Source organism: Haloferax sp. DFSO60 (assembly GCF_046557615.1).
Lineage (GTDB): Archaea > Halobacteriota > Halobacteria > Halobacteriales > Haloferacaceae > Haloferax.
Map to the genome: position 1 here is coordinate 971,357 of NZ_JBKIII010000001.1, position 17,569 is coordinate 988,925.

General features: G+C 62.7%; 19 protein-coding genes. 4 read left to right on the forward strand and 15 right to left on the reverse strand.

The features are described 5' to 3' along the window. Positions 1-52: 52 nt before the first annotated feature. Positions 53-457, forward strand: a complete 405-nt coding sequence (locus ACK509_RS05095; protein WP_410765409.1) for a TRAM domain-containing protein — start codon at positions 53-55, stop codon at positions 455-457. A 147-nt stretch (positions 458-604) separates the two neighbouring features. Here ACK509_RS05095 and ACK509_RS05100 read toward each other — a convergent pair whose 3' ends face one another. Next, positions 605-2,308 carry a radical SAM protein gene (locus tag ACK509_RS05100; RefSeq protein WP_410765410.1) on the reverse strand — a complete coding sequence of 568 codons (1,704 nt, stop codon included), beginning with the start codon at positions 2,306-2,308 and terminating at the stop codon, positions 605-607. Positions 2,309-2,465: 157 nt separating this feature from the next. Here ACK509_RS05100 and ACK509_RS05105 point away from each other — a divergent pair, with 157 nt between their 5' ends. Continuing rightward, positions 2,466-2,624, forward strand: a complete 159-nt coding sequence (locus ACK509_RS05105) for a hypothetical protein (protein WP_410765411.1) — start codon at positions 2,466-2,468, stop codon at positions 2,622-2,624. After that, positions 2,621-3,076: an Hsp20/alpha crystallin family protein gene (locus ACK509_RS05110; protein WP_410765412.1), complete on the forward strand. Its 456-nt coding sequence runs from the start codon at positions 2,621-2,623 to the stop codon at positions 3,074-3,076. The genes ACK509_RS05105 and ACK509_RS05110 overlap by 4 nt, the downstream gene beginning before the upstream one ends. On the opposite strand, the gene ACK509_RS05115 is transcribed toward ACK509_RS05110, so the two are convergent. The 6 genes from ACK509_RS05115 to ACK509_RS05140 form a co-directional block, all read right to left on the reverse strand. Further along, on the reverse strand, positions 3,077-4,192 hold the full coding sequence (locus tag ACK509_RS05115) for an NAD(P)/FAD-dependent oxidoreductase (protein ID WP_410765413.1): 1,116 nt from the start codon (positions 4,190-4,192) through the stop codon (positions 3,077-3,079). Positions 4,193-4,252: 60 nt separating this feature from the next. After that, a complete protein-coding gene (locus tag ACK509_RS05120; RefSeq protein WP_410765414.1) occupies positions 4,253-5,035 on the reverse strand; it encodes a luciferase in 783 nt (260 codons plus the stop codon). Positions 5,036-5,178: 143 nt separating this feature from the next. Next, complete coding sequence (locus ACK509_RS05125; RefSeq protein WP_410765415.1) at positions 5,179-5,775, reverse strand: NUDIX hydrolase; 597 nt, start codon at positions 5,773-5,775, stop codon at positions 5,179-5,181. 36 nt (positions 5,776-5,811) lie between these two features. Then, positions 5,812-6,297: a hypothetical protein gene (locus ACK509_RS05130; protein WP_410765416.1), complete on the reverse strand. Its 486-nt coding sequence runs from the start codon at positions 6,295-6,297 to the stop codon at positions 5,812-5,814. A 31-nt stretch (positions 6,298-6,328) separates the two neighbouring features. Then, entirely contained in the window at positions 6,329-7,429 is a 1,101-nt protein-coding gene (locus tag ACK509_RS05135) for a glycosyl transferase family 2 (protein ID WP_410765417.1), read from the reverse strand. A 79-nt stretch (positions 7,430-7,508) separates the two neighbouring features. Next, positions 7,509-8,666 (reverse strand): MFS transporter, encoded by a 1,158-nt coding sequence (locus tag ACK509_RS05140; protein ID WP_410766254.1) that lies wholly within the window; start codon positions 8,664-8,666, stop codon positions 7,509-7,511. A gap of 136 nt (positions 8,667-8,802) precedes the next feature. Between ACK509_RS05140 and ACK509_RS05145 the strand changes: the two genes are divergently transcribed. Beyond that, positions 8,803-8,973, forward strand: coding sequence for an HVO_0758 family zinc finger protein (locus ACK509_RS05145; protein ID WP_410765418.1), 171 nt, complete (start codon positions 8,803-8,805; stop codon positions 8,971-8,973). Here the strand turns inward: ACK509_RS05145 and ACK509_RS05150 are convergent, their stop codons facing one another. The 8 genes from ACK509_RS05150 to ACK509_RS05185 form a co-directional block, all read right to left on the reverse strand. Then, complete coding sequence (locus ACK509_RS05150; RefSeq protein ID WP_410765419.1) at positions 8,974-10,065, reverse strand: aldo/keto reductase; 1,092 nt, start codon at positions 10,063-10,065, stop codon at positions 8,974-8,976. Between the two features lie 65 nt (positions 10,066-10,130). Beyond that, positions 10,131-11,315 (reverse strand): DHH family phosphoesterase, encoded by a 1,185-nt coding sequence (locus tag ACK509_RS05155; RefSeq protein WP_410765421.1) that lies wholly within the window; start codon positions 11,313-11,315, stop codon positions 10,131-10,133. 100 nt (positions 11,316-11,415) lie between these two features. Further along, the gene (locus tag ACK509_RS05160) at positions 11,416-12,312 is read right to left on the reverse strand and encodes an SDR family oxidoreductase (protein WP_410765422.1); all 897 of its coding nucleotides are present in this window, start codon (positions 12,310-12,312) and stop codon (positions 11,416-11,418) included. Beyond that, the gene (locus ACK509_RS05165; RefSeq protein ID WP_410765424.1) at positions 12,309-12,728 is read right to left on the reverse strand and encodes a DUF5791 family protein; all 420 of its coding nucleotides are present in this window, start codon (positions 12,726-12,728) and stop codon (positions 12,309-12,311) included. Before ACK509_RS05165 ends, ACK509_RS05160 begins: the two co-directional genes overlap by 4 nt. Before the next feature lie 54 nt (positions 12,729-12,782). Next, on the reverse strand, positions 12,783-15,830 hold the full coding sequence (locus ACK509_RS05170; RefSeq protein WP_410765425.1) for a hypothetical protein: 3,048 nt from the start codon (positions 15,828-15,830) through the stop codon (positions 12,783-12,785). Further along, a complete protein-coding gene (locus ACK509_RS05175; RefSeq protein WP_410765426.1) occupies positions 15,818-16,690 on the reverse strand; it encodes a hypothetical protein in 873 nt (290 codons plus the stop codon). The genes ACK509_RS05170 and ACK509_RS05175 overlap by 13 nt, the downstream gene beginning before the upstream one ends. Next, entirely contained in the window at positions 16,687-17,085 is a 399-nt protein-coding gene (locus ACK509_RS05180) for a hypothetical protein (RefSeq protein ID WP_410765428.1), read from the reverse strand. The genes ACK509_RS05175 and ACK509_RS05180 overlap by 4 nt, the downstream gene beginning before the upstream one ends. Further along, positions 17,063-17,533, reverse strand: a complete 471-nt coding sequence (locus ACK509_RS05185; protein WP_410765429.1) for a hypothetical protein — start codon at positions 17,531-17,533, stop codon at positions 17,063-17,065. The genes ACK509_RS05180 and ACK509_RS05185 overlap by 23 nt, the downstream gene beginning before the upstream one ends. Positions 17,534-17,569: the final 36 nt, after the last annotated feature.

Genomic DNA, 17,569 nt, shown 5'->3' on the forward strand with positions numbered 1-17,569 from the left:
ACTGCGGTACATCTTTAACCATACAGAGTGACACTTATTTGGAGGTCTTACGGTGGAAATCTCAGATAAACTCTTGTGTCTGTTCAATGCCGACGTTCGTGCCGAGGACGACCGCTACGTGGTCGAAGTCCCTCGCCGCGAAGTCGAGACGGGCGCTATCGAACCCGGCGAGACGTATCGCGTCGCTCTTATCTCTCGTGAAGCAAAACCGGCCGAAGAACCAAGCGCCGAACCGAGTGCCGTCCCCTCGACCGAGCCACAACCGCCGGTCGAAGTTGGCGAACTTCGCTACGTCGAAATCGAAGATATCGGCAAGCAAGGTGACGGTATCGCCCGCGTCGAACGCGGCTACGTCATCATCATCCCCGGCACCGACATCGGCGAACGTGTCAAGGTCGAAATTACGGAAGTCAAATCGAACTTCGCAGTCGGCGAAGTGGTCGAAGACGACTTCTAAGACGACACTCGTTTTGTTCTCTGTCTCGACGGTGAGTGCCCGCTCACCGACTGTGCGACGACGCGACCCACCACTGTCACGAGTGAATCGTCGCTCGAAGAGAGAGTACTGTTGCAGGTGAAAAAAGCTCTTTGAACCCCTAATTCACTACTGAACGTACATTCCGATATCCGCGTCGAGGTCGAGTCCGAGGTCGTCGTGAGTCTGGTAGGGACGATTGACTACGATGTCTCCTGCGGTGGATTTTCCGATGCCCGGAATCGCGCTCAGTTCGTCCATCGACGCCTCGTTGAAGTCGAGTGGGTACGGAATGCCCGTCACCGAGCGATAGCCGTGGCCCACGACTGCAACGTCAATCGTCTGGCCGAGTTCGCGTTCACCCGGAATTCCGACGAGTAGCGGGTAAGTACCGAGTTGGCGGCCAAAGGTTCGACCGTCTTGGTGGTACTCCAGATGGACGTTCGGGAGGACCGTCCCCGCCGGTGTGACGCGGCGAAGCATCGGGCGGTCGATTTCCTCGCGTATCTCCTGTTTGTACTTCTTGAAGAGTTGCTTGTGGTCGTTGGCGATGGACGCGCCGGTGCCGGACATCTCGGTCCCGTCGAAGGCCATCACCTGTCGGATGTTGATACGGCGGACCATCAGGCCCTCGTCGTAGACGCGCTGGAGGAACTGCTTGTTGTGGTCGAACGTCTCTTCGCGCTCGCCGATGAGACCGTGGAGGAGGTTGATGCCGGGGAGAAGCTTGGGAAGTCGATTCGATGCACCCTCACCGAACGTCGGCGCGTCGGCGGGGTCGTCACCGGGTCGCCAGCCAGCGACTTCGTTGACGATTTTGACCGCCTCGAAACACTCTTCGGCCGAGACGTTGAGGTTGTTCTCTTCTTGGACGACGGGGTCGGCAGATTCGAGACCGAACGCGGCGGTGTCGCCGGGTGTGTTGTGTTCGGCGATGATTCGAATCGCCTCGCGGGATTTCTCGGGCCACCTGACGACAGTGATGGGGTTCATATTGTCGAGGTGGAGCGTCCCGAGGTCGGGGGCAACCTCGCGGATACCACCATAGAGTCGCCGGAGTGCATCCGGGTTCGGTGCCTCGCCGTCGCCGCCGAAGGCGAGAATGTCGGCTTGGCGTCCGAGACGGAAGTGACGCGCACCGCGGTTGTAGAGGTTCTCAACCTCTTTGACCACAGAATCCGCGGTTCGGAACGCGGGGTTCCCGTAGAGGGGCTCGGTACAGAACGAACACCGGTAGGCACACCCGCGGGAGGTCTCCATCTCGCAGATGAGGTGTTCGGGGTGGTTGGGGTGTTGTTCGACCACGAACGCGCCCTTTGCGGCCCAGCGGTCGAGTTCGGCGTTGTCGCGCATTCGATTGCCGAACCCTTCGAGTTCTGAGTCCACGAGGTCGTAGACGGCGGCCTCGACGTCGCCTTTCGCAACGAAATCGTAGTCGAGGTTCTTGCGTTGCATATCTTGGCCGCCAGCGTTCTCCTCGCCGACGCCGAAGCGAATCGGTCCGCCCATGAGGGTCGTCCCTTCGGCGACCCACGCGAGTTCGCGCACTTCGTCGGGTTCGGCGGGCGTCCCGCCGACGTACTTGCCGGGGACGGTCATGCCGCCGATGTAAATCATGAGGTCGGCGTCGGCCACGTCGGCCCACTTCGCGCGCTCCTCACGGAGTTCGTCGATAGTGTGGTAGGTGACGTTCGACTCGGGGACGCCCGCATCAACCAACGCACCGGCTGTAAACCGGGGGTACGTAGAGATGTACGGTGGCACCCCGAAGTGGGCCGGTTCGTCGACGTAGCCATCGACGATGGTTGCAGTCAGGTTGGCGGGGTCAGTCATTGAACCGCGATTCGAGTTCGACGCTGAAAACGCAACCGGTCGCAGGTCGTCGGGGGTCGGGGCTGAAAGACTATCGCACCAATAAGACCGAAAAACCACCGCACCAGAAGGTTCCGACTCCCGCGCGTTTATGGGCGTGGGAGCGTAACGATTGGGTATGCCATCGACCCTCGAAGTCAAGTGTACGAACTCGAGCTGCGAACTCGATATGTTCGAGATGCACTACACCTACGACATGCCCGACAGCGTAACCGTCGCTGACTTCAGTTGCCCGTACTGCGGAGAGGGTGAATCGCTGGAGGAGATTGTGTTATGACGGACCTTCGAGAACTCGGCGAGTCGGCCGCAAGTGCTGTCCTCGAACGTGTTGGCCGTGGTGTCAGCCAGATGCAAGAGCGCAAGCCGCTGACCCACGACCTGCTCGAATCCGACGACGCCTACCTCGTCGTCTTCGACGCCCCCGGCGCACACAGCGAAGACGTACACGTCCGCTTCCTCGACGGCGAAATCGAGGTTCGAATCGACCGCTTCCGCGACTTCCACGAAGGCTTCGAGATGCGCTTCCCAGGCCGTGGTCTCACGCTCTCCGGTCGCGCAAAACTCCCCGCAGATGCATCGGTCGAAGCGACCGATTCGACCGCCGTCGTGACCAAGAACGGCACGCTCCAGGTCCAAATCCCGAAGGACGAATCGTCGAGCGACATCGTCGTCACCGAAGAAGAAAACGAGGCAGAAGCCGACCCCATCGAGGACGAAGCAGACGAATAACTACTCGTCGAGGACCATCCCGTCGAGGACGTCGAACGACTCGGTTCCCTCGAACCGAGCGGGGTCGAACGATACAGGAAGCACGTTTTCTCCACACACTTGTTGGGCGAGCATCTCGCCGATTGCCGGTGCCCACATGAAGCCGTGGCCGTGCCATCCAGCGGCGAGATAGATATTCGAAGTGACTTCGCCCACGAGCGGGTTTCTATCGGGCGTTGCCCCACAGAGCCCGGCCCACGCGCGAGCCAGTTTTGGGGCGGTTCCAGTTCGGTGAGTGACTGCATCGAGCGAATCGCTGACGAACCACTCATCAGCAGTCGAATCCCACTCATTCAGGTCCGCTTCGGCCAGTTCGACGCCATCGCCCGCGAGAACACCCCGTGGATGGGGTCGCAGATACGATTCGTCGGTCGCATCGTAGACAATCGGCCCCGAATACTCGCAGTCGGCGACGAGCGCCTGCACGCGATACGGCTTGAGCGCGACTGGGTAGCCTGCATTTTCGAGGAGGCGGCTGGAGAACACACCCGCCGCGACGACGACTACATCGTACCGTTCGGTCACCACGTCGTCGATGGCGACGCCCGGTGGGTCGGCACGAATCGAAACCTCGGTCCCGAATCGGAATTCGACACTGGCGCGCTCGCACTTCGCGACGAGGAGGTCGATGTACGCTTTCGGGTCGGCCCATCCTGCATTCGAACAGACGCCAGCGACACCAACGTCGTCGGTCTGAATCGAGTACGAGTCCAATGCTTCGGCATCGACGAGTGCCACGTTGCGGTCGTGGCGCTGCATCTGTTCGACCGCTTCTTCGAGCGCTGAGATGGCAGGGTCGTCACCCTCACGCGCGAGAAAGACGTACGGTGTCTCGTGGAATCGAAAGTCGCCTTCGCCATCGAGTTCGCGGAATCGCTCCATCGCGCGGTCGGCGACTGCAACGTCGATGTCCTCGGCGTAGGCGTCGTAGCAGATGCCTGCGGCGCGACCAGACATGCCCGCGCCGGGTTCGTCGCGCTCGAAGAGCGTCACCCGAACACCACGTGTGGCGAGTTCGAAGGCGGTCGTGAGTCCGACCGCACCAGCGCCGACGACTGCGACTCGCTCGGGGTTCATACGCATCGCTGGCGCGGTGAGGACTTGAAAGAAGTGAGTGCGGTTGTTCAGTGACTCCAGCTATTCGGTGAATTCGTCGATACCGCGGGCAGGGTAGCCGACGACGATATCGACGCCAACGTCTCGCAGGCTATCGACACGCTTGCGAACGTCGGAGATAGAGCCAATGAGCGCGAAATCCCGAGACGCCTTCAACAGAATCTTGCGGGCGCGGCCACGGGCATCCGAGTCGGTTTCGCACTCGTCGGGGAGCGCGCGAGCGACGGGGCGACGGCGCGAGACGTACGCGCCGACCGCATCGAGAATCTCGTCGTCGTCGTCGGAGAGAACCGTGGGAGCGTAGAGAGCAATCTCGCCGTCGAATCCGGCGGCGCGAAGGGCGCGAACGTCTCGCTTGGTTCGCCGCGAGAGGAGTTCGTACTGCGTCCCACCTGCGGCGAGCGCGATTCGCTCGATTCCTTCGGTGCCGACCCACGCGTCGGGCGCGACTGCACGCGCTTCGCGGAGTCGGGGGGCGATTGCTCGCTTCTGCTCTTTCTCGGTTAGATACGCGCCGTGTCCGGCGACGAGGACTCGTCCGACGCCCTCTGGGAGCCACTCGAAGCGCGAATCGTCGCCCAGTGGGTCGAACCCGTCGGCGCGGACTGGTGTCGTCAGTCGAACGTCTTTCTCCTCGGCGAGGCGTGCGAGTACGGACTGGTCGGGGAGGTGGTCTCGGCCTTCGTAGTCGATGGCGACGATATCGAGCGGGATATCGAGCGCCCGGCGCACGTCACACTCTTTGGGCTTGAGTGCGACTGCATCCAGTCCGGCGTTCACCACCGCATATTCGGCGGTTAGCATGCTATCACCACAAAAATTTCAGTACCGTCGCGGAACGCGATCCATCGTCTGTGCGACCATGTGGCCAAGGATAGCTCTGAGAAGCTCAAAACCCTATCGGTGACGGCGAGAGTGACGGTCAGAAGTGAACGAACGTTCGGAATTCAAATCGGGTAGTCGGCGTCTGGGTCAACTATGCGGTCAACCTTCTCGGGCATGCGCCAGCTGGTCGTCAGTTCCAGCAGTTGGACGACCATTCGCCCGGTCGCACCCCACACTGTGTACCCATCGACGTGGAAGAAGTGGAGGCGGATTTCGCCGTACTTCGGGTGGTCACGAAGCTCTGATTCGTAGTTCGCGCGGTCGGTGAGGTCGTCGACCGAGAGGGCAACGATTTCGGCGACTTCGCGATGGTCGGGTTCGTACTCGCGGTCCGGAACCGACGCGACGAACGGTGTGACAGCGTAGTCGGTGATGGTGAGGATGTCGTCGAGTCGTCCGTGAAACGTCACTTCCTCAGCACGAAGACCGATTTCTTCGTTGACTTCGCGGAGCGCGGTCGCTTCCAAGTTCTCGTCGCTCGGTTCGGCCCCACCGCCGGGAAAACTCATCTGTCCGGGGTGTTCGCCGAGGTGGTCAGCACGCTTCGTAAACAACACGTGAGGTCGGTCGTCTCGTGACAGGATAGGCGCGATAACCGCCGCTCTGCGCCCTGCTTCGACGGTTTGTGGCTCGTGGGTGCCAACGCCCGTGAGGTCCATCGTCACAAATCCCTGAGGACATGTCACAACTTAGGCCTACCCCTCTTCGGCAATGGCATCGTCGAGACGGTCACGAATCTCAGAGGCATCGACGTTCGCCCACGCCTCGAAGTCGTAGGTCACATCCAGCAGTCGCTCGACCTCGTCTTCGTCGTCGCCGTCGACTGCACGCGCGGCATCTCCTCGGAGGCGCGTTTCGACCTGTGCTGCCAACTCATCGCGCGAGACGTCTCGCGTCGGATATTCGAGAATATGGGGTAAGTCTTCGGCGCGTGCCGGAAGCGTTGGGAACGCCATCGGCCCCACAGACAATCGCTCGACTGCGCCCGCTTCGTCGGCTTCGTATTCGACGAGATAGTACGCCTCGATGGCGTCGTCGATAGCCAATTCCAGCGCTTCGGAGTTCGCCTCTTCGCCCTGTTTGAACGCCAGTTCGTCCAGTGCGGCCGAGAGTTCGTCGCGCGAGAGGGCGCCGAACAGGTCCACGATACCCGCCAAGTCGTCGTAAGTGGTCTCACTCATCGTCGGTTATCTTCATCGTCGGTCATCTCACTCATGTATCTCTCCGTGCGGCATCGAGGTCCGACTGTGTTTCGGCCATGACATCCGCAGGGGAAATCGGTGCGTCGGTCCACGCCGGGAGTCGGTTGTCACCGCTCGGTTCGACCACCGCTTCGGCGTACGTCTCGACCTGTGCGTTCTCACCTTCGTAGTCGAAGTCCAGTCCGTTAAACGCCGCATCGGTGGCGTACTGTTCGATGAGGTGCAAGCCCGCTTGTCGGTATCGTTCTGGAAGAGTGCCGAAGTCGGGCGTACCGCCGTGTTCGACGACGACTCGGAGGAGCGTTTCGCCCACAGAGGTACTCATATCCGAGAGGCCGGTCGGCCCGCTGACGGTTCGGTGGTCGTGCGCGTAGGCACCCAAATCGACCTGTGCGCTCCTGTCGAATCCGGCGTAGTCGTAGGCGTCGCCGAGCGTGCCGATTTCGAGGCCCCACGTCCGCGGTGGCCGGATGTTTCGGGCGAGTTCGCCGGTCATCCCGAACTCACCGGCGAGCGCGTAGCGGAACGAGTCCAGATACTCGACGATTGGCGCGTCGAGTTCGTCGGCGAGTGCGCGAACGAGCGGCGTGTAGAAGAGACGAAAGAGACGGCCGTAGAGGCGGTTGTCCTCGACGCGGGCGTAGTAGCCCTTCGAGAAGTCGTAGCCGTGAGCGAGCGGGAACAAGAGACGAGGGACGTAGTGGTCGTCGTAGGTCTTCGTGTCGGCATCGTGGACGACGACGTACTCTTCGGAGGCTGCCGCACCGAGTGCGAGCCACACGTCGCGGCCCTTGCCACGCGAGCCATTGAGGTCGGCCTCGTGGAGCAGGGATTTGAGTCGCGGGCCGTCACACCAGACGATATCGAGCGAGAGGTCGAACCCCGAGAGCCAATCGGCGAAGGACGCGACTCGGTCGGCGGAAGCGCGAAGCGGGATGACCACGCGGGCGGGCGAGAGCGATTCGAGCGTCGAGAGGACGCGCTCGGCGGCGAGACTCGCGTACTCGCGTTCCGTCATGGGAACGACGACTGCGGCGCGGTCTGTCGGCGCGTCGGGAGTCGCCCCCGAGAGGTCGTGGAGGGTCGTCACCCGCTCTTGTACGTACTCCATCGTGTCGGTGGTAGGACTCGGTGGTCAAAAGTGCGACGTGCGGGGAGTCGTCTGCCGGTTTCTACTCGGTGTTTGGGTTCTAATTCGGAATCCGTCCGAGTCGCTGGAAGCCGATGAGACCAGTCACGACGACGGCGAGGCCGAGTGCGAGGCCGATGTACACTTGGTTGAACGAGAAGAACTCGGTTAGGTATCCCACTGCACCCGCGCCGCTGGCTTGGAAAATCATCATCCCGAACGAGTAGACCGAGTAGGCACTCCCACGACTCTCGTCGGGCAGGGTATCGAGCAAGTACGTGTCGAGTGCGGGGAACAGACTGTGGATGACGTAGCCAACGACCGCCGTAATGGCGATGAGCGGGACGAGTCCCGACAGTTGCGTAAGGACGAGCAACGAGAGGACGAACGCGACGAGGACGCCGAGGATGTACGGCACTCGGGGAAGTCGGTCGGCGAGACGACCCGAGAGGAAGAACGCGGGGACGCCAGCGCCGAAGACGACAGTGAGCATGTTCCGCGCAGTACTCTCCGAGAGGCCTTTCGAGACCATGTACAACTCGTAGAAGTTGAATAGGCCTTGCCAGACGAATCCGGTCGCCCCGAGGATGACGACACCCGTGAGGATGATACGCCACTCCCTGCGAACGGCACCAAGGAGGTCGCGGTCGGACGCACCCGCATCGGGGAGGTCCGTGGACCGTGCCGCAACGTAGAGAAAGAGCGTGACGATGGCGGCCGCGACGCCGATGCAGACGAAGACGAGTTGCCACGACGCCGAGACGATTCCGTAGCGCGCAATCACCGAAGGACCTGCGGCGAGGACGAGCGTGACGAATGGGGCCACGAAGACGGCCGCGAGTTGGCTCGCAGTACCGTGGATGCCCATCGCGCGGCCCACGCGCTCAGGATAGAGTTCGCTCACGAGCGGATTGGCGGCGACGAAGTATGCCCCCGAGGCGAGACCCATCGCCGCCGCGCCGACCATCAGCATCTCGATAGAGGTCGCGCTGGCGGTGAGCGCCGAGGCGAGGACGAGGACGATACCCGTTCCGAGGACGACGCGGTGGCGAGAAAATCGAGTCAACGCCCACCCGGTTGGCACGCGCAGACTGGCGCTACCAAGCCAGACGAGGGTGGCCACGAAGCCAACCGTCGCGCGGTTGACTTCGAAGAACGTGATGAACTCGCCGAGTAACGGCGCGAAGACGACTCGTGCGAGATTGACGAGAAATATCATCCCACAAAGGGTTCCAAAGAGACGGCCACGTGACACGGTAGAACTCGCGCACTACGGGGTCACAACCCTTTCGAACCGAGACACGGTTGCCGGGTCGCCCGGCGTCTTTTTATGCTTGTTGCACAAACGGCAATTCATGAAATCAACGCGGAAGGGACTTCGTGACGGTGAATTGAAGAAAGACACGTACGAGCGACTGACCTGCGCCGACTGTGGAAAGTCGCTGAAGAAAAAGAACGACCCGGACGAGATTTTCTCGGTTCGCACCTGTCCCGAGTGCGAACGCGAATGGAAAGAACTGCGCTAACTACTCGAAGACAGCGTCGAATGCCCGCGCCCCGAGCGGGTCGAACGTTCCAGCCGCGATATCTTCTGCGACGTGTTCTACCGACGACGTGCCGACCAGTGCCGACGTGACGCCCGGCGCGCTCCGAGCGAAGTTGAGTGCGCGTTGTGCGGGCGTATCTCCCGAGAGTTGTGCATCGACCTGTTCGGGAATCTCGCGGGCGAGGTCGCCCTGTGCGATGCTCGCGCTCGTAAAGACGTGCAAGTCGTGTTCGTGGGCATACCACAGCGCGCTCGTCATCTCACCATCGTCGCCGACGTGGGCTTCGACGGTGAAGGCGTCGGCCATCAACACGTTGAACGGGAGTTGAACCGCTTCGAGTCCGTGGTCGTCGTTGCCGACGGTTTCGGCGGCGCGCTCGGCCCGGCGGACGATTTCGGGGAGCGAGAGATACGAGTCGTGGTCGGTGGGAACGCGAAATGCATCCCACGTGGCGACACCGTAGCGTCCGATATCACCTGTCGCAACGCGCGCTTCGAGGACTTCGAAAGCCGCTTCGATTCGGTCGTAGACGGTCTCTCTGTCGGCAATTTCTAACTGTGTCTCGGGATTGTGGAGGTAGTAGCAGTCGATGTGGTCGAGGTCCATCAAATCGAGCGAGCGGCCGACCATCTCGTCGATGAAGGCAGGGGCGATAGTGTGGCTTCCGTAGGCGAGTTCGTCAGTCGAGGCGAGGCCGGGGTCGATAACCGTCTCACGGACGTACTGGCCGGGGTTTTCAGGTCGCTCGCGGTCGAACGGGACGAACCCCGCTTTCGAGGCGACGAACACCGCATCCCGGTCGGTTTCAGCGTCTCGGAGCGCGTCGCCGACGACTCGCTCGGAGCGACTCATTCGGTAGTTCGACGCCGTATCGACGAAGTTGATGCCACTCTCGAGTCCGAGCGTGATTGCCTCGCGGTAGTCCGCATCGACTTCGTCTGTCGGGTCGCCGAGGTACGTTCCGAGTGCGATGCTGGAGGTGACGCCGGGACCGAATCGCCGGAAGAACGTTCGTCCAAAACTGTCGCCGTATGCGTCGCGATAGGACCACGTCGCCCGTCCTGAAGCCATGGACGCGGCTACGAGATGTGACGGTTAAGGGTCACCGGTCCGGCGGGAGGCCACCGGTCGAGAACTCACACTTCGCCCGAGAGGGCATCGAAAATCCGTTCGACGAGGTCAGGCCGCGAGATATCGTGGCCGTCGCCGCCGTCGGTGGAGACTTCGGGACGGAGAATCTGTCCGCCACCCATCCGTGCGTGGCCGCCCGCGCTCGACCCACGATACTCGCTGACGGCGACTTCGAGAGTACGGCCCATGTGGACTCGGTCATCGCGCGAGCGACCCGAGAGATAGACGTTACCGTCACGTTCGCCGCAGACGACTGCCGCCGTGACGCCTTCGAGTTGGATGAGTTCGTCTGCCGCCTGCGGGATGGCATCGACGTTCGAGAGCGTCCCAATGTCGGCGACGGCGAATGGACCGCGAACGTCGCGCCCGGCGATTGCGCGGGCTTTCGCTTCGAGTACTTCGCGGGAGACCTCCGGGTTGGCGATGCGGTCGAGGTGGTCCTCGTTGACGCCCGGGAAGAGATAGCCTGCGGCCGCGAAGTCGGGGGCAGAACATCCGGAAGTGAGGTTCTTCGTATCCGTGAGGATGCCGTACAGGAGACCAGTCGAAACCTGCGACGGAACAGTGTACGTGGAGTTGACCTCACTCGCGTGCATGTCCGGTGGGACAGGTTTCGCACCGATGTCACGGAAGTATTCGGCGACGATGCTCGAAGACGCGCCGTAGTCGGTTCGAACGTCAGTAAACGCCTCTCCGCCGCCATCGCCGGGGTGGTGGTCAACGACGGCGTAGGGGAGGACGCTCTCTGCACCGGCGAATCCGCGCGGCGAGTTGTGGTCGACGAGGACGACTGCTTCGGCTGCAAGGTCGCTGACGTGGTCGATAGAATGGAGGTCGAGGTCGAGAACGGTTCGGAACGCGCGGTTTTCTTGATGTCTGATTTGGCCTGCGAATTGGATGGTGGATGTTGTGCCGACCTGCTCGGCCAAGTTCGCAACGCCGATTGCGGCGGCCATCGCGTCGGGGTCGGGGTTCGGGTGCATGAGGACCGCGATTTCGTCAACGTCGCTCAGCGCGTCGATAAAGCGCGCGCCCATCGGACGCTTGAATCGGAGCGCAGCGTACACTCCCAGTCCGACGGCGACGATGCCGACGATAATTGCGGCGACGATTTCGGGGTAGGTGCTGACGAACGACTGTATCGCGCCAGTGACGCCAGGCATGTCAATCCCACCCACTGAACCTACCATTACCCATCACGTCTAAGCCCGGCGGTATGAATATTCCCCCAAATCGATGTTTCACGAACGACAGAACATACGACTTGGTGAGGTGTTCACCGCCAGTGTATCATTCACTTGACGCTCTATACGCATTAATTGCGTCCTGGTACCCTTCCCGATACGTGGGGTAGAAAAAGTCGTAGCCGAGTTCTCTAATTCGGTCGTTCGAACAGCGTTTACTCGTCAAAATACGCCGTTTTGCCGCTTCCGAGAGGTCACCTTCTTCAAGTCGCTCTCGTTTCGACCGCTTTTCGGGACGCCGAACGCCGCACGCGTCGGCTAGATAATCCGCAAAGTCGTGTTTCGAAACGGGTTCGTCGTCTACGACGAGGACGACTTCGTCGCGAGCGCGACCAGTCTCCAAAAAGAACCGAACTGCACCAGCGGCATCGTCACGGTGGACCATGTTCAGATACCCTGCGGTGACCGGCCCCTCGATGTATCGAGAGAGTCGATAGCGGTCGGGACCGTACAGTCCGGCAAATCGGGCGACAGTCCCTTCGAGACCCTGCTCGGCGGCGTACTCGCGGGCGACGCGCTCTGCTTCGGCGAGGACGCGCGTCTTGTCTGTCGTCGGGTCGAGTGGTGTCGATTCGTCCACGAATGCGCCGTCGTGGTCGCCGTAAACGCCCGTACTCGACGTGTAGACGAGTCGGTCGGGGGCGTCGTCGCGGGCGGCGAAGTGATCGATTGCACTGCGAAGGCCCTCGACAAAGACGGTCTGGGCGGCGTCCGCGCCGCGGCCGCCGGAACTCGCGGCGAAGACGACGTGGTCCACGTCGGGAACTGCTTCGAGACTTTCGGGGTCAGTTACGTCCGCACGAACGGGAGTCGCACCCGTCTCAGCGACGGAATCGAGACCATCGTCCGAGCGCCGAACGCCCCACACGTCGTGCCCCTCGGCGACGAGTTGTCGGGCGAGTTCGAGGCCGACGTAGCCACATCCGAGGATGGCGACCCTCATCGCTCGTTACGGACGGCAATCGCGTGGTGGATGGCCGCAAGTTCGGAGAGTGGCGACGAGATTCGGCCTTCGATTGCCTGCTGGACTTCCTGCCCGGAGGCGTCGTAATCCACTTCTGCGGCGAGCGTATCGACGTCGAGGATACCCGAGGTCATGCCCATGAGCAGGTGGTCGCGGTACTCGAAGACGATGGCGTCGGCGTCGGGATTGCCATCGACGTGTTCGAGAATCGAGGCGGCCTGTTCGAGCGTCAAATCGAGGACGCCATTTGCAACGGTCTCTTCCGAAACGTCTGCAGCGTCGGCCGCCGCATCAGTTCCAAGCGAGTCGATTGCCGAGCGGAGTTCGTCGTCGTAGGCGGCACGAAGTTCGTCGAGTGAGACTGCGCCGGGTTGCTCTACGGCGTCGTATAACATACCCAGTGTTCGGAAGTCGGGCGGCAAAACGGTTATCACTCGGTGTGGGCAGTCTCAGACGATGCGGCAGTCAGAGGGGATTTCGCACCCCGGTCCACCGGCCCATCCTTCGGAGCGTTCGTCTGCGTTGCCGTCGATATCGCCGACACCGATACCCGTCGGTGGGACAGCGACGACGATTGGAACGCGCGTCTCGAAGTCGATGCGCTCGCCGTGGCCGACTCGTTCGCTCTCGCCATCGCTGTCCCAATCGAGGTCGACAGCAGACCCGTCGCGGGCGTAGGTGAGCGATTCGGTGTCGCCGCGGGCGTGGACGCGGAACTGCGCGAACTCACCTTTCAATTCGACGTCCCAGACGTTGACCGTCGCGTACCAGTAGCCCGGAACGGGCGCGACGGGCATCCCGGCAGGGACGCGCTTGAACGATTTGCCGAGTCGTTTTTCGAGCGTCTCGTTCAGTTTGTTCGAGACAGCGTCTTCGGTCGCGTTCATGACGACGTTGGTCGCCGCCTCCGCGAGTACGTCCTGTCGCATGGTGCGCGTCGTCTGGACGGTTCGATTGGTGAGTCGCTGTGGGACGGTTGCGCCGGGGGTTTGGCGTGCTTCGCGGAATGCGTTGGTGAGGCGGAGTTCGAGGATGTCGGCTTCAGTCGTCCCTTCTCCCGCGACTTCGATGGCGATGGCTCGTGCCGCAGACCCGTTGGCGATGGCGAGCGCGCGGTGGGCGCGGTTCGGCCATCGACCCAATCCATCTGTGAGCGCCGCGCGACGCTCGGTGAGCGTCAGGTCGGTGTGCGATTTCAACGTCTCGCGTGCGGCCTCTCTCGTCGGTGCCATCGCGCGAGTGAGCGCGATTTCGAGGTTGTCGCGTCGCGTCTGGAGCGTCTCGTTCGGCCCGGTTTCGGCGAGCGTCGAATCGGCGGCGAGCAGGGCGGATGCGGCAACACGGAGCGGGACGCGACGACTACTCCCGAAGATGGGCGACAACACCGTGTCGGTCGCATCGCCGTAGGGGAGCGTGAACAGGTTGGTGTTGCGAGCGACGAGCGGATGGTACGTCGCATCTGTGCCGACGGCGGGCATAGTCGAGCCATCGAGACCGCTCAGAGAGAGGTACATCGGGTCCGCGTCGGGTATGTACTGAATCTCAGACGAGACTTTCTGGACGTCGTTGTTGGGCGCAGATTCGAGCGTGCTTCGCGCGTCACGTGCCCCCTCGACAGCGGCAGAAAGCGACTCGATACCGGCGTCCTGTGCGGTCGATTCGGTCGCGTTCGTCGCGCGAGCGGTTTGGTTAGCCCGATTATCGAGGGCGGACAGCAAGCGGTCGATGTATGCCGCGCGAGCGGCGATACGCGCACGGTCGGCAACCCCGTCGTAGGTATCTGGCGCGGCGACGAGTTCCGAGCGGTCGGCGCGAATCGACGCCGCGAGTTTACCCGCGGGGTTGACTTCGCCCGCGGCGATTTTCTGTGCGGGAACGGTCACCGTCCGATTTTTGACTCGCTGGTGGAGTGCGTACAGGTCCGCGCGAATCCACGGTTCGATGTCAGTCGGAGGGGTCGCCGAAACCGACCGTTCGAGTGCCACGTCGGACTCAAGAGCGTCGCGGGCGAGGCCGTCGAATCCGCCGTGAGTCGAGACGATATCGTCGCTCTCGGCCTTGGCTTCACCGAGGTTCTCACTCCTGAGGGCGCCACCGGATTCGAACACCGGGTTGATTGGGCGCGCTGGCCCCGGAAGCGTTCGGGGTTCGACGACGACGGCGATATCGACGCGATGCGTCGTGTTCGAGTGCTGTTGGGTCGTCAGCGTCTCGTTGCCCATACGCCACGTCCGCGTCGTCGTCGTCGTCTCAGAGACGAGACGCGACCCGGCGTCGGCAACGAACGACTCGTCCGTACCGGTGGGGAGGTGGGTTGGAAGCGTCGTCACCGACGACTCGCTTTCAGTGTGTGTCTCCACGAGTTCCCACTCCGGACCCAGTGAACTGCTTGTCCCTGCCGTGTCTGCGACAGTTATCACGTCCGTGACGACGACCACGTCAGCACGGTAGGCGTCTTCGGAGAGGTCTGCTATCGACAGGCCGCCGTTACCGTCGAGGAGCGACACGAACGCCGCGTCCGCCGCCGTGCCTGCCGAGACGCTTATCGTTCGGTTCGCTGGCACTGTCGGCGAGGGCGCTTCGGCCTGATTCGGGTCAGGAAGCGCGTTCGCCATCTCTGGCGCCACCGGGATGCCGCTCCGCGAGAGCATCGCTCGCGCACCTGCTTGGACTGCCGCACGGCCCATCGCTCCGCGGGCGTCGCGGTCGGTGGTGCCGAAGGTCTGTTGTTCGGTGAGCAGAACACCGGCGTTCGTTGCGAGTGCGGCGTGTTCGTTCGAGACGACGTTCTCGATTGGTAGGCCGCTGTACTGGCCCCATCCGCGTGCCCACGCACTCGTCCAGAGCGCCGTCGTCACCGTTGCATCCAACGTCCCGCCGTCGAGGGCGTTCGCGTCGAGACGGCGCTCGAACGTCTCTGTCTTCTCGTGGATGGCGAGAATCGGTGTTCGAACGCTAACCGTACTCGTGACGGGGTCGCTGGCGACGACACGGCCTTCGCGCGTCGCTTCGACTGAGATGTTCTCGACGGTCGCAACGAGGAGCGTTCCATTCTCTCGACTCTCGATAGACACCCGCGCGAGTAACGCCTGGAGGCTCGGTTCGTTCGAAACGTTCGGGAGCGAAGCGCCTGCTCGAACGCCGTTTCGACCCGCCGAGATGGATTCCAAGCGCGATTTCGTCTCCAGAGCGATTCGTAAGCGAAGGTAGTCGTGGAAGGTGTTGTTCGCCGAGAGAACGCGTCCAACAGTCGTGTTTGCAGGTTTCGTCACTGGGTTGGCCGCGGCGTCGCGGGCGGCGTCACGGACTGCACTGCGAACGGTTGCATCGACTTGTGCCGTCGCGCGGTCCATGGACACATCGACCCGCTGGTCCGTGACGAGCGACTGACCCGAGAGCGCCCCGGAGAACGTCGCGCTCGAAACGAGGAGTAGCACGCCGAGCAGGGCGAACGGGACGCGGCCGCGCGTGTCGTCTGCGAGTCTCATCGCGGCCACGTCCGAACGACGATGGAGATTCTGCCAACTGAGACGGCTTCAGCTGCGTCTCGTGGCGACTCGAATCGCTCGCGCATGTCCGATTCAAACCGAGTTGCCAGTCTTGCCGAGAGGTCCGCATTTGCCGCTTCGACGTCGGTGCGTGCGACATCTGGCCCGACAGAGGCGTTCAACAGTCCATCGGCGCGTTCGTATCGCGTTTGCATCAGCGTCGAAACCGGCTCGTCACCGTGGAGTGCGAGTCGGGCTCGTTCGGGTGGGAACAACCCCGCGATGGTGCGCTCGGCGACGACGCGCGAAACGGCATCGAATCCGTCGTCGCTGGCGTCGATTGCATCATCACGCGCAGCGGGAAACCCACTCGGAACGTGCAACGTTGCGCTGTGGACGGTCGCACCGGCGGGTGGGCGCTCTCCCAATCCATCGACTGCACGAATCGGTGCGCCGGGGTAGGGTGTCCACTGGATACCGACGTGGATGCCGCGTGCAGGGAGTTCTGCGGCGACGCGCTCGCCGACTCCGCGGCGAAGGTCGTCGCGGGCGTGCGCGAGTCGAACACCGCCTATCGTCACCGCACCGAGCGTGGCCCGAGCGAGGAGCCCTGCGAGGCTGCCGTGGGCCGTCCGGTCGAGTTCGCGGGGATCGACGCCGTTCGGTCCGAGAAGCGACGGGTCGGCGACGCGAACGCCGGGTTCGAGGTCGTAGTGGACTGTCGCCGTACTCGTTGCGAGCGCGTCGGCGATTCCGTCAGGGTCGAGTGATGCGTCGGATTGTGCTGGTTCAGTTTCGGTCGCAACGACGCCGATGCTGGCGCTGACGAGCAACAAACAGAGCGCAACGTCGAGTACGAGGTCGGTCATTGCCACACCTCCACGCGGAGCGTGCCAAAGCGAACGTCGCCGGGCGCGACACGGATGCTGACGCGCGTCGTTGCTCGGTCAGCACTGGCTGGAGCGGAGCCAGTCGCGCCGAGAACGCGACGCGAGTCGCCAGCGGCAACGATGGCGCGGCAGGAGTAGCCGTCAGGACAGGACGCGAGAGGAGACGAGTGGTCCGGAAGCGAAACGACGCCAGTATCGTCTTCGAGTTCGGATTCGACTGCCGAGAGCGTCGTCTCGCCGAGGTTCCGCTCCGCAGTCGGAGACGAGTCGTCGAGAACGAGTGCGTAGGTCGAAATGGCCGCGCACACGACGAACAACGCCGTCAGTGCCGACAGCGGCGAGAGTTGTCCCCTACGCGACGACGATGAGTGCATCAGACCCCTCCCACGAGATACGGCGAACGACGAGCGATTCTTCGGCGGCGTGCCACGACGGGTCGGCCGTACGTGCGTCGACGAGTGCGGTTTCGAACGCCGTGCGAGTATCGAAAACCGCCTCCGGTGACGAACCCTGTGCAACTGCGGCGAGTGGTGTGTCGGGTGACGCAGGCGTGATTGGACCAAACGCGAACGTCGCGTGCGACGTTCCACCGTCGTTTCGGAGCGCGATTCGGTGCGTTCCGAGACGAACGGAATCGGCGTGGAGTCGGACCGTTGCAGTCGCGTCGTACTCCGCAACAGCGACGCGGTCAACAGCGTCGGCGACACCGGCGGCGTCGGGTGCGGGATGTGACGAAAGCCCGGCGACGACGCCGAGGAGGACGACCCCACCGACGGCGAGGGCAGTCCAGAGAGACAGCGATTCAACCGGTGCATCGAACATAGCCCGGGGTGGCCCCGTCTCAGTATATAAACCTCC

Excerpts from the sequence above, each read along its gene's own strand:
- ACK509_RS05100 (WP_410765410.1), bottom strand. The coding sequence starts at position 2,308 with ATGACTGACCCCGCCAACCTGACTGCAACCATCGTCGATGGCTACGTC.
- ACK509_RS05105 (WP_410765411.1), top strand. The coding sequence starts at position 2,466 with ATGCCATCGACCCTCGAAGTCAAGTGTACGAACTCGAGCTGCGAACTC.
- ACK509_RS05110 (WP_410765412.1), top strand. The coding sequence starts at position 2,621 with ATGACGGACCTTCGAGAACTCGGCGAGTCGGCCGCAAGTGCTGTCCTC.
- ACK509_RS05115 (WP_410765413.1), bottom strand. The coding sequence starts at position 4,192 with ATGAACCCCGAGCGAGTCGCAGTCGTCGGCGCTGGTGCGGTCGGACTC.
- ACK509_RS05120 (WP_410765414.1), bottom strand. The coding sequence starts at position 5,035 with ATGCTAACCGCCGAATATGCGGTGGTGAACGCCGGACTGGATGCAGTC.
- ACK509_RS05125 (WP_410765415.1), bottom strand. The coding sequence starts at position 5,775 with ATGGACCTCACGGGCGTTGGCACCCACGAGCCACAAACCGTCGAAGCA.
- ACK509_RS05130 (WP_410765416.1), bottom strand. The coding sequence starts at position 6,297 with ATGAGTGAGACCACTTACGACGACTTGGCGGGTATCGTGGACCTGTTC.
- ACK509_RS05135 (WP_410765417.1), bottom strand. The coding sequence starts at position 7,429 with ATGGAGTACGTACAAGAGCGGGTGACGACCCTCCACGACCTCTCGGGG.
- ACK509_RS05140 (WP_410766254.1), bottom strand. The coding sequence starts at position 8,666 with ATGATATTTCTCGTCAATCTCGCACGAGTCGTCTTCGCGCCGTTACTC.
- ACK509_RS05145 (WP_410765418.1), top strand. The coding sequence starts at position 8,803 with ATGAAATCAACGCGGAAGGGACTTCGTGACGGTGAATTGAAGAAAGAC.
- ACK509_RS05150 (WP_410765419.1), bottom strand. The coding sequence starts at position 10,065 with ATGGCTTCAGGACGGGCGACGTGGTCCTATCGCGACGCATACGGCGAC.
- ACK509_RS05155 (WP_410765421.1), bottom strand. The coding sequence starts at position 11,315 with ATGGTAGGTTCAGTGGGTGGGATTGACATGCCTGGCGTCACTGGCGCG.
- ACK509_RS05160 (WP_410765422.1), bottom strand. The coding sequence starts at position 12,312 with ATGAGGGTCGCCATCCTCGGATGTGGCTACGTCGGCCTCGAACTCGCC.
- ACK509_RS05165 (WP_410765424.1), bottom strand. The coding sequence starts at position 12,728 with ATGTTATACGACGCCGTAGAGCAACCCGGCGCAGTCTCACTCGACGAA.
- ACK509_RS05175 (WP_410765426.1), bottom strand. The coding sequence starts at position 16,690 with ATGACCGACCTCGTACTCGACGTTGCGCTCTGTTTGTTGCTCGTCAGC.
- ACK509_RS05180 (WP_410765428.1), bottom strand. The coding sequence starts at position 17,085 with ATGCACTCATCGTCGTCGCGTAGGGGACAACTCTCGCCGCTGTCGGCA.
- ACK509_RS05185 (WP_410765429.1), bottom strand. The coding sequence starts at position 17,533 with ATGTTCGATGCACCGGTTGAATCGCTGTCTCTCTGGACTGCCCTCGCC.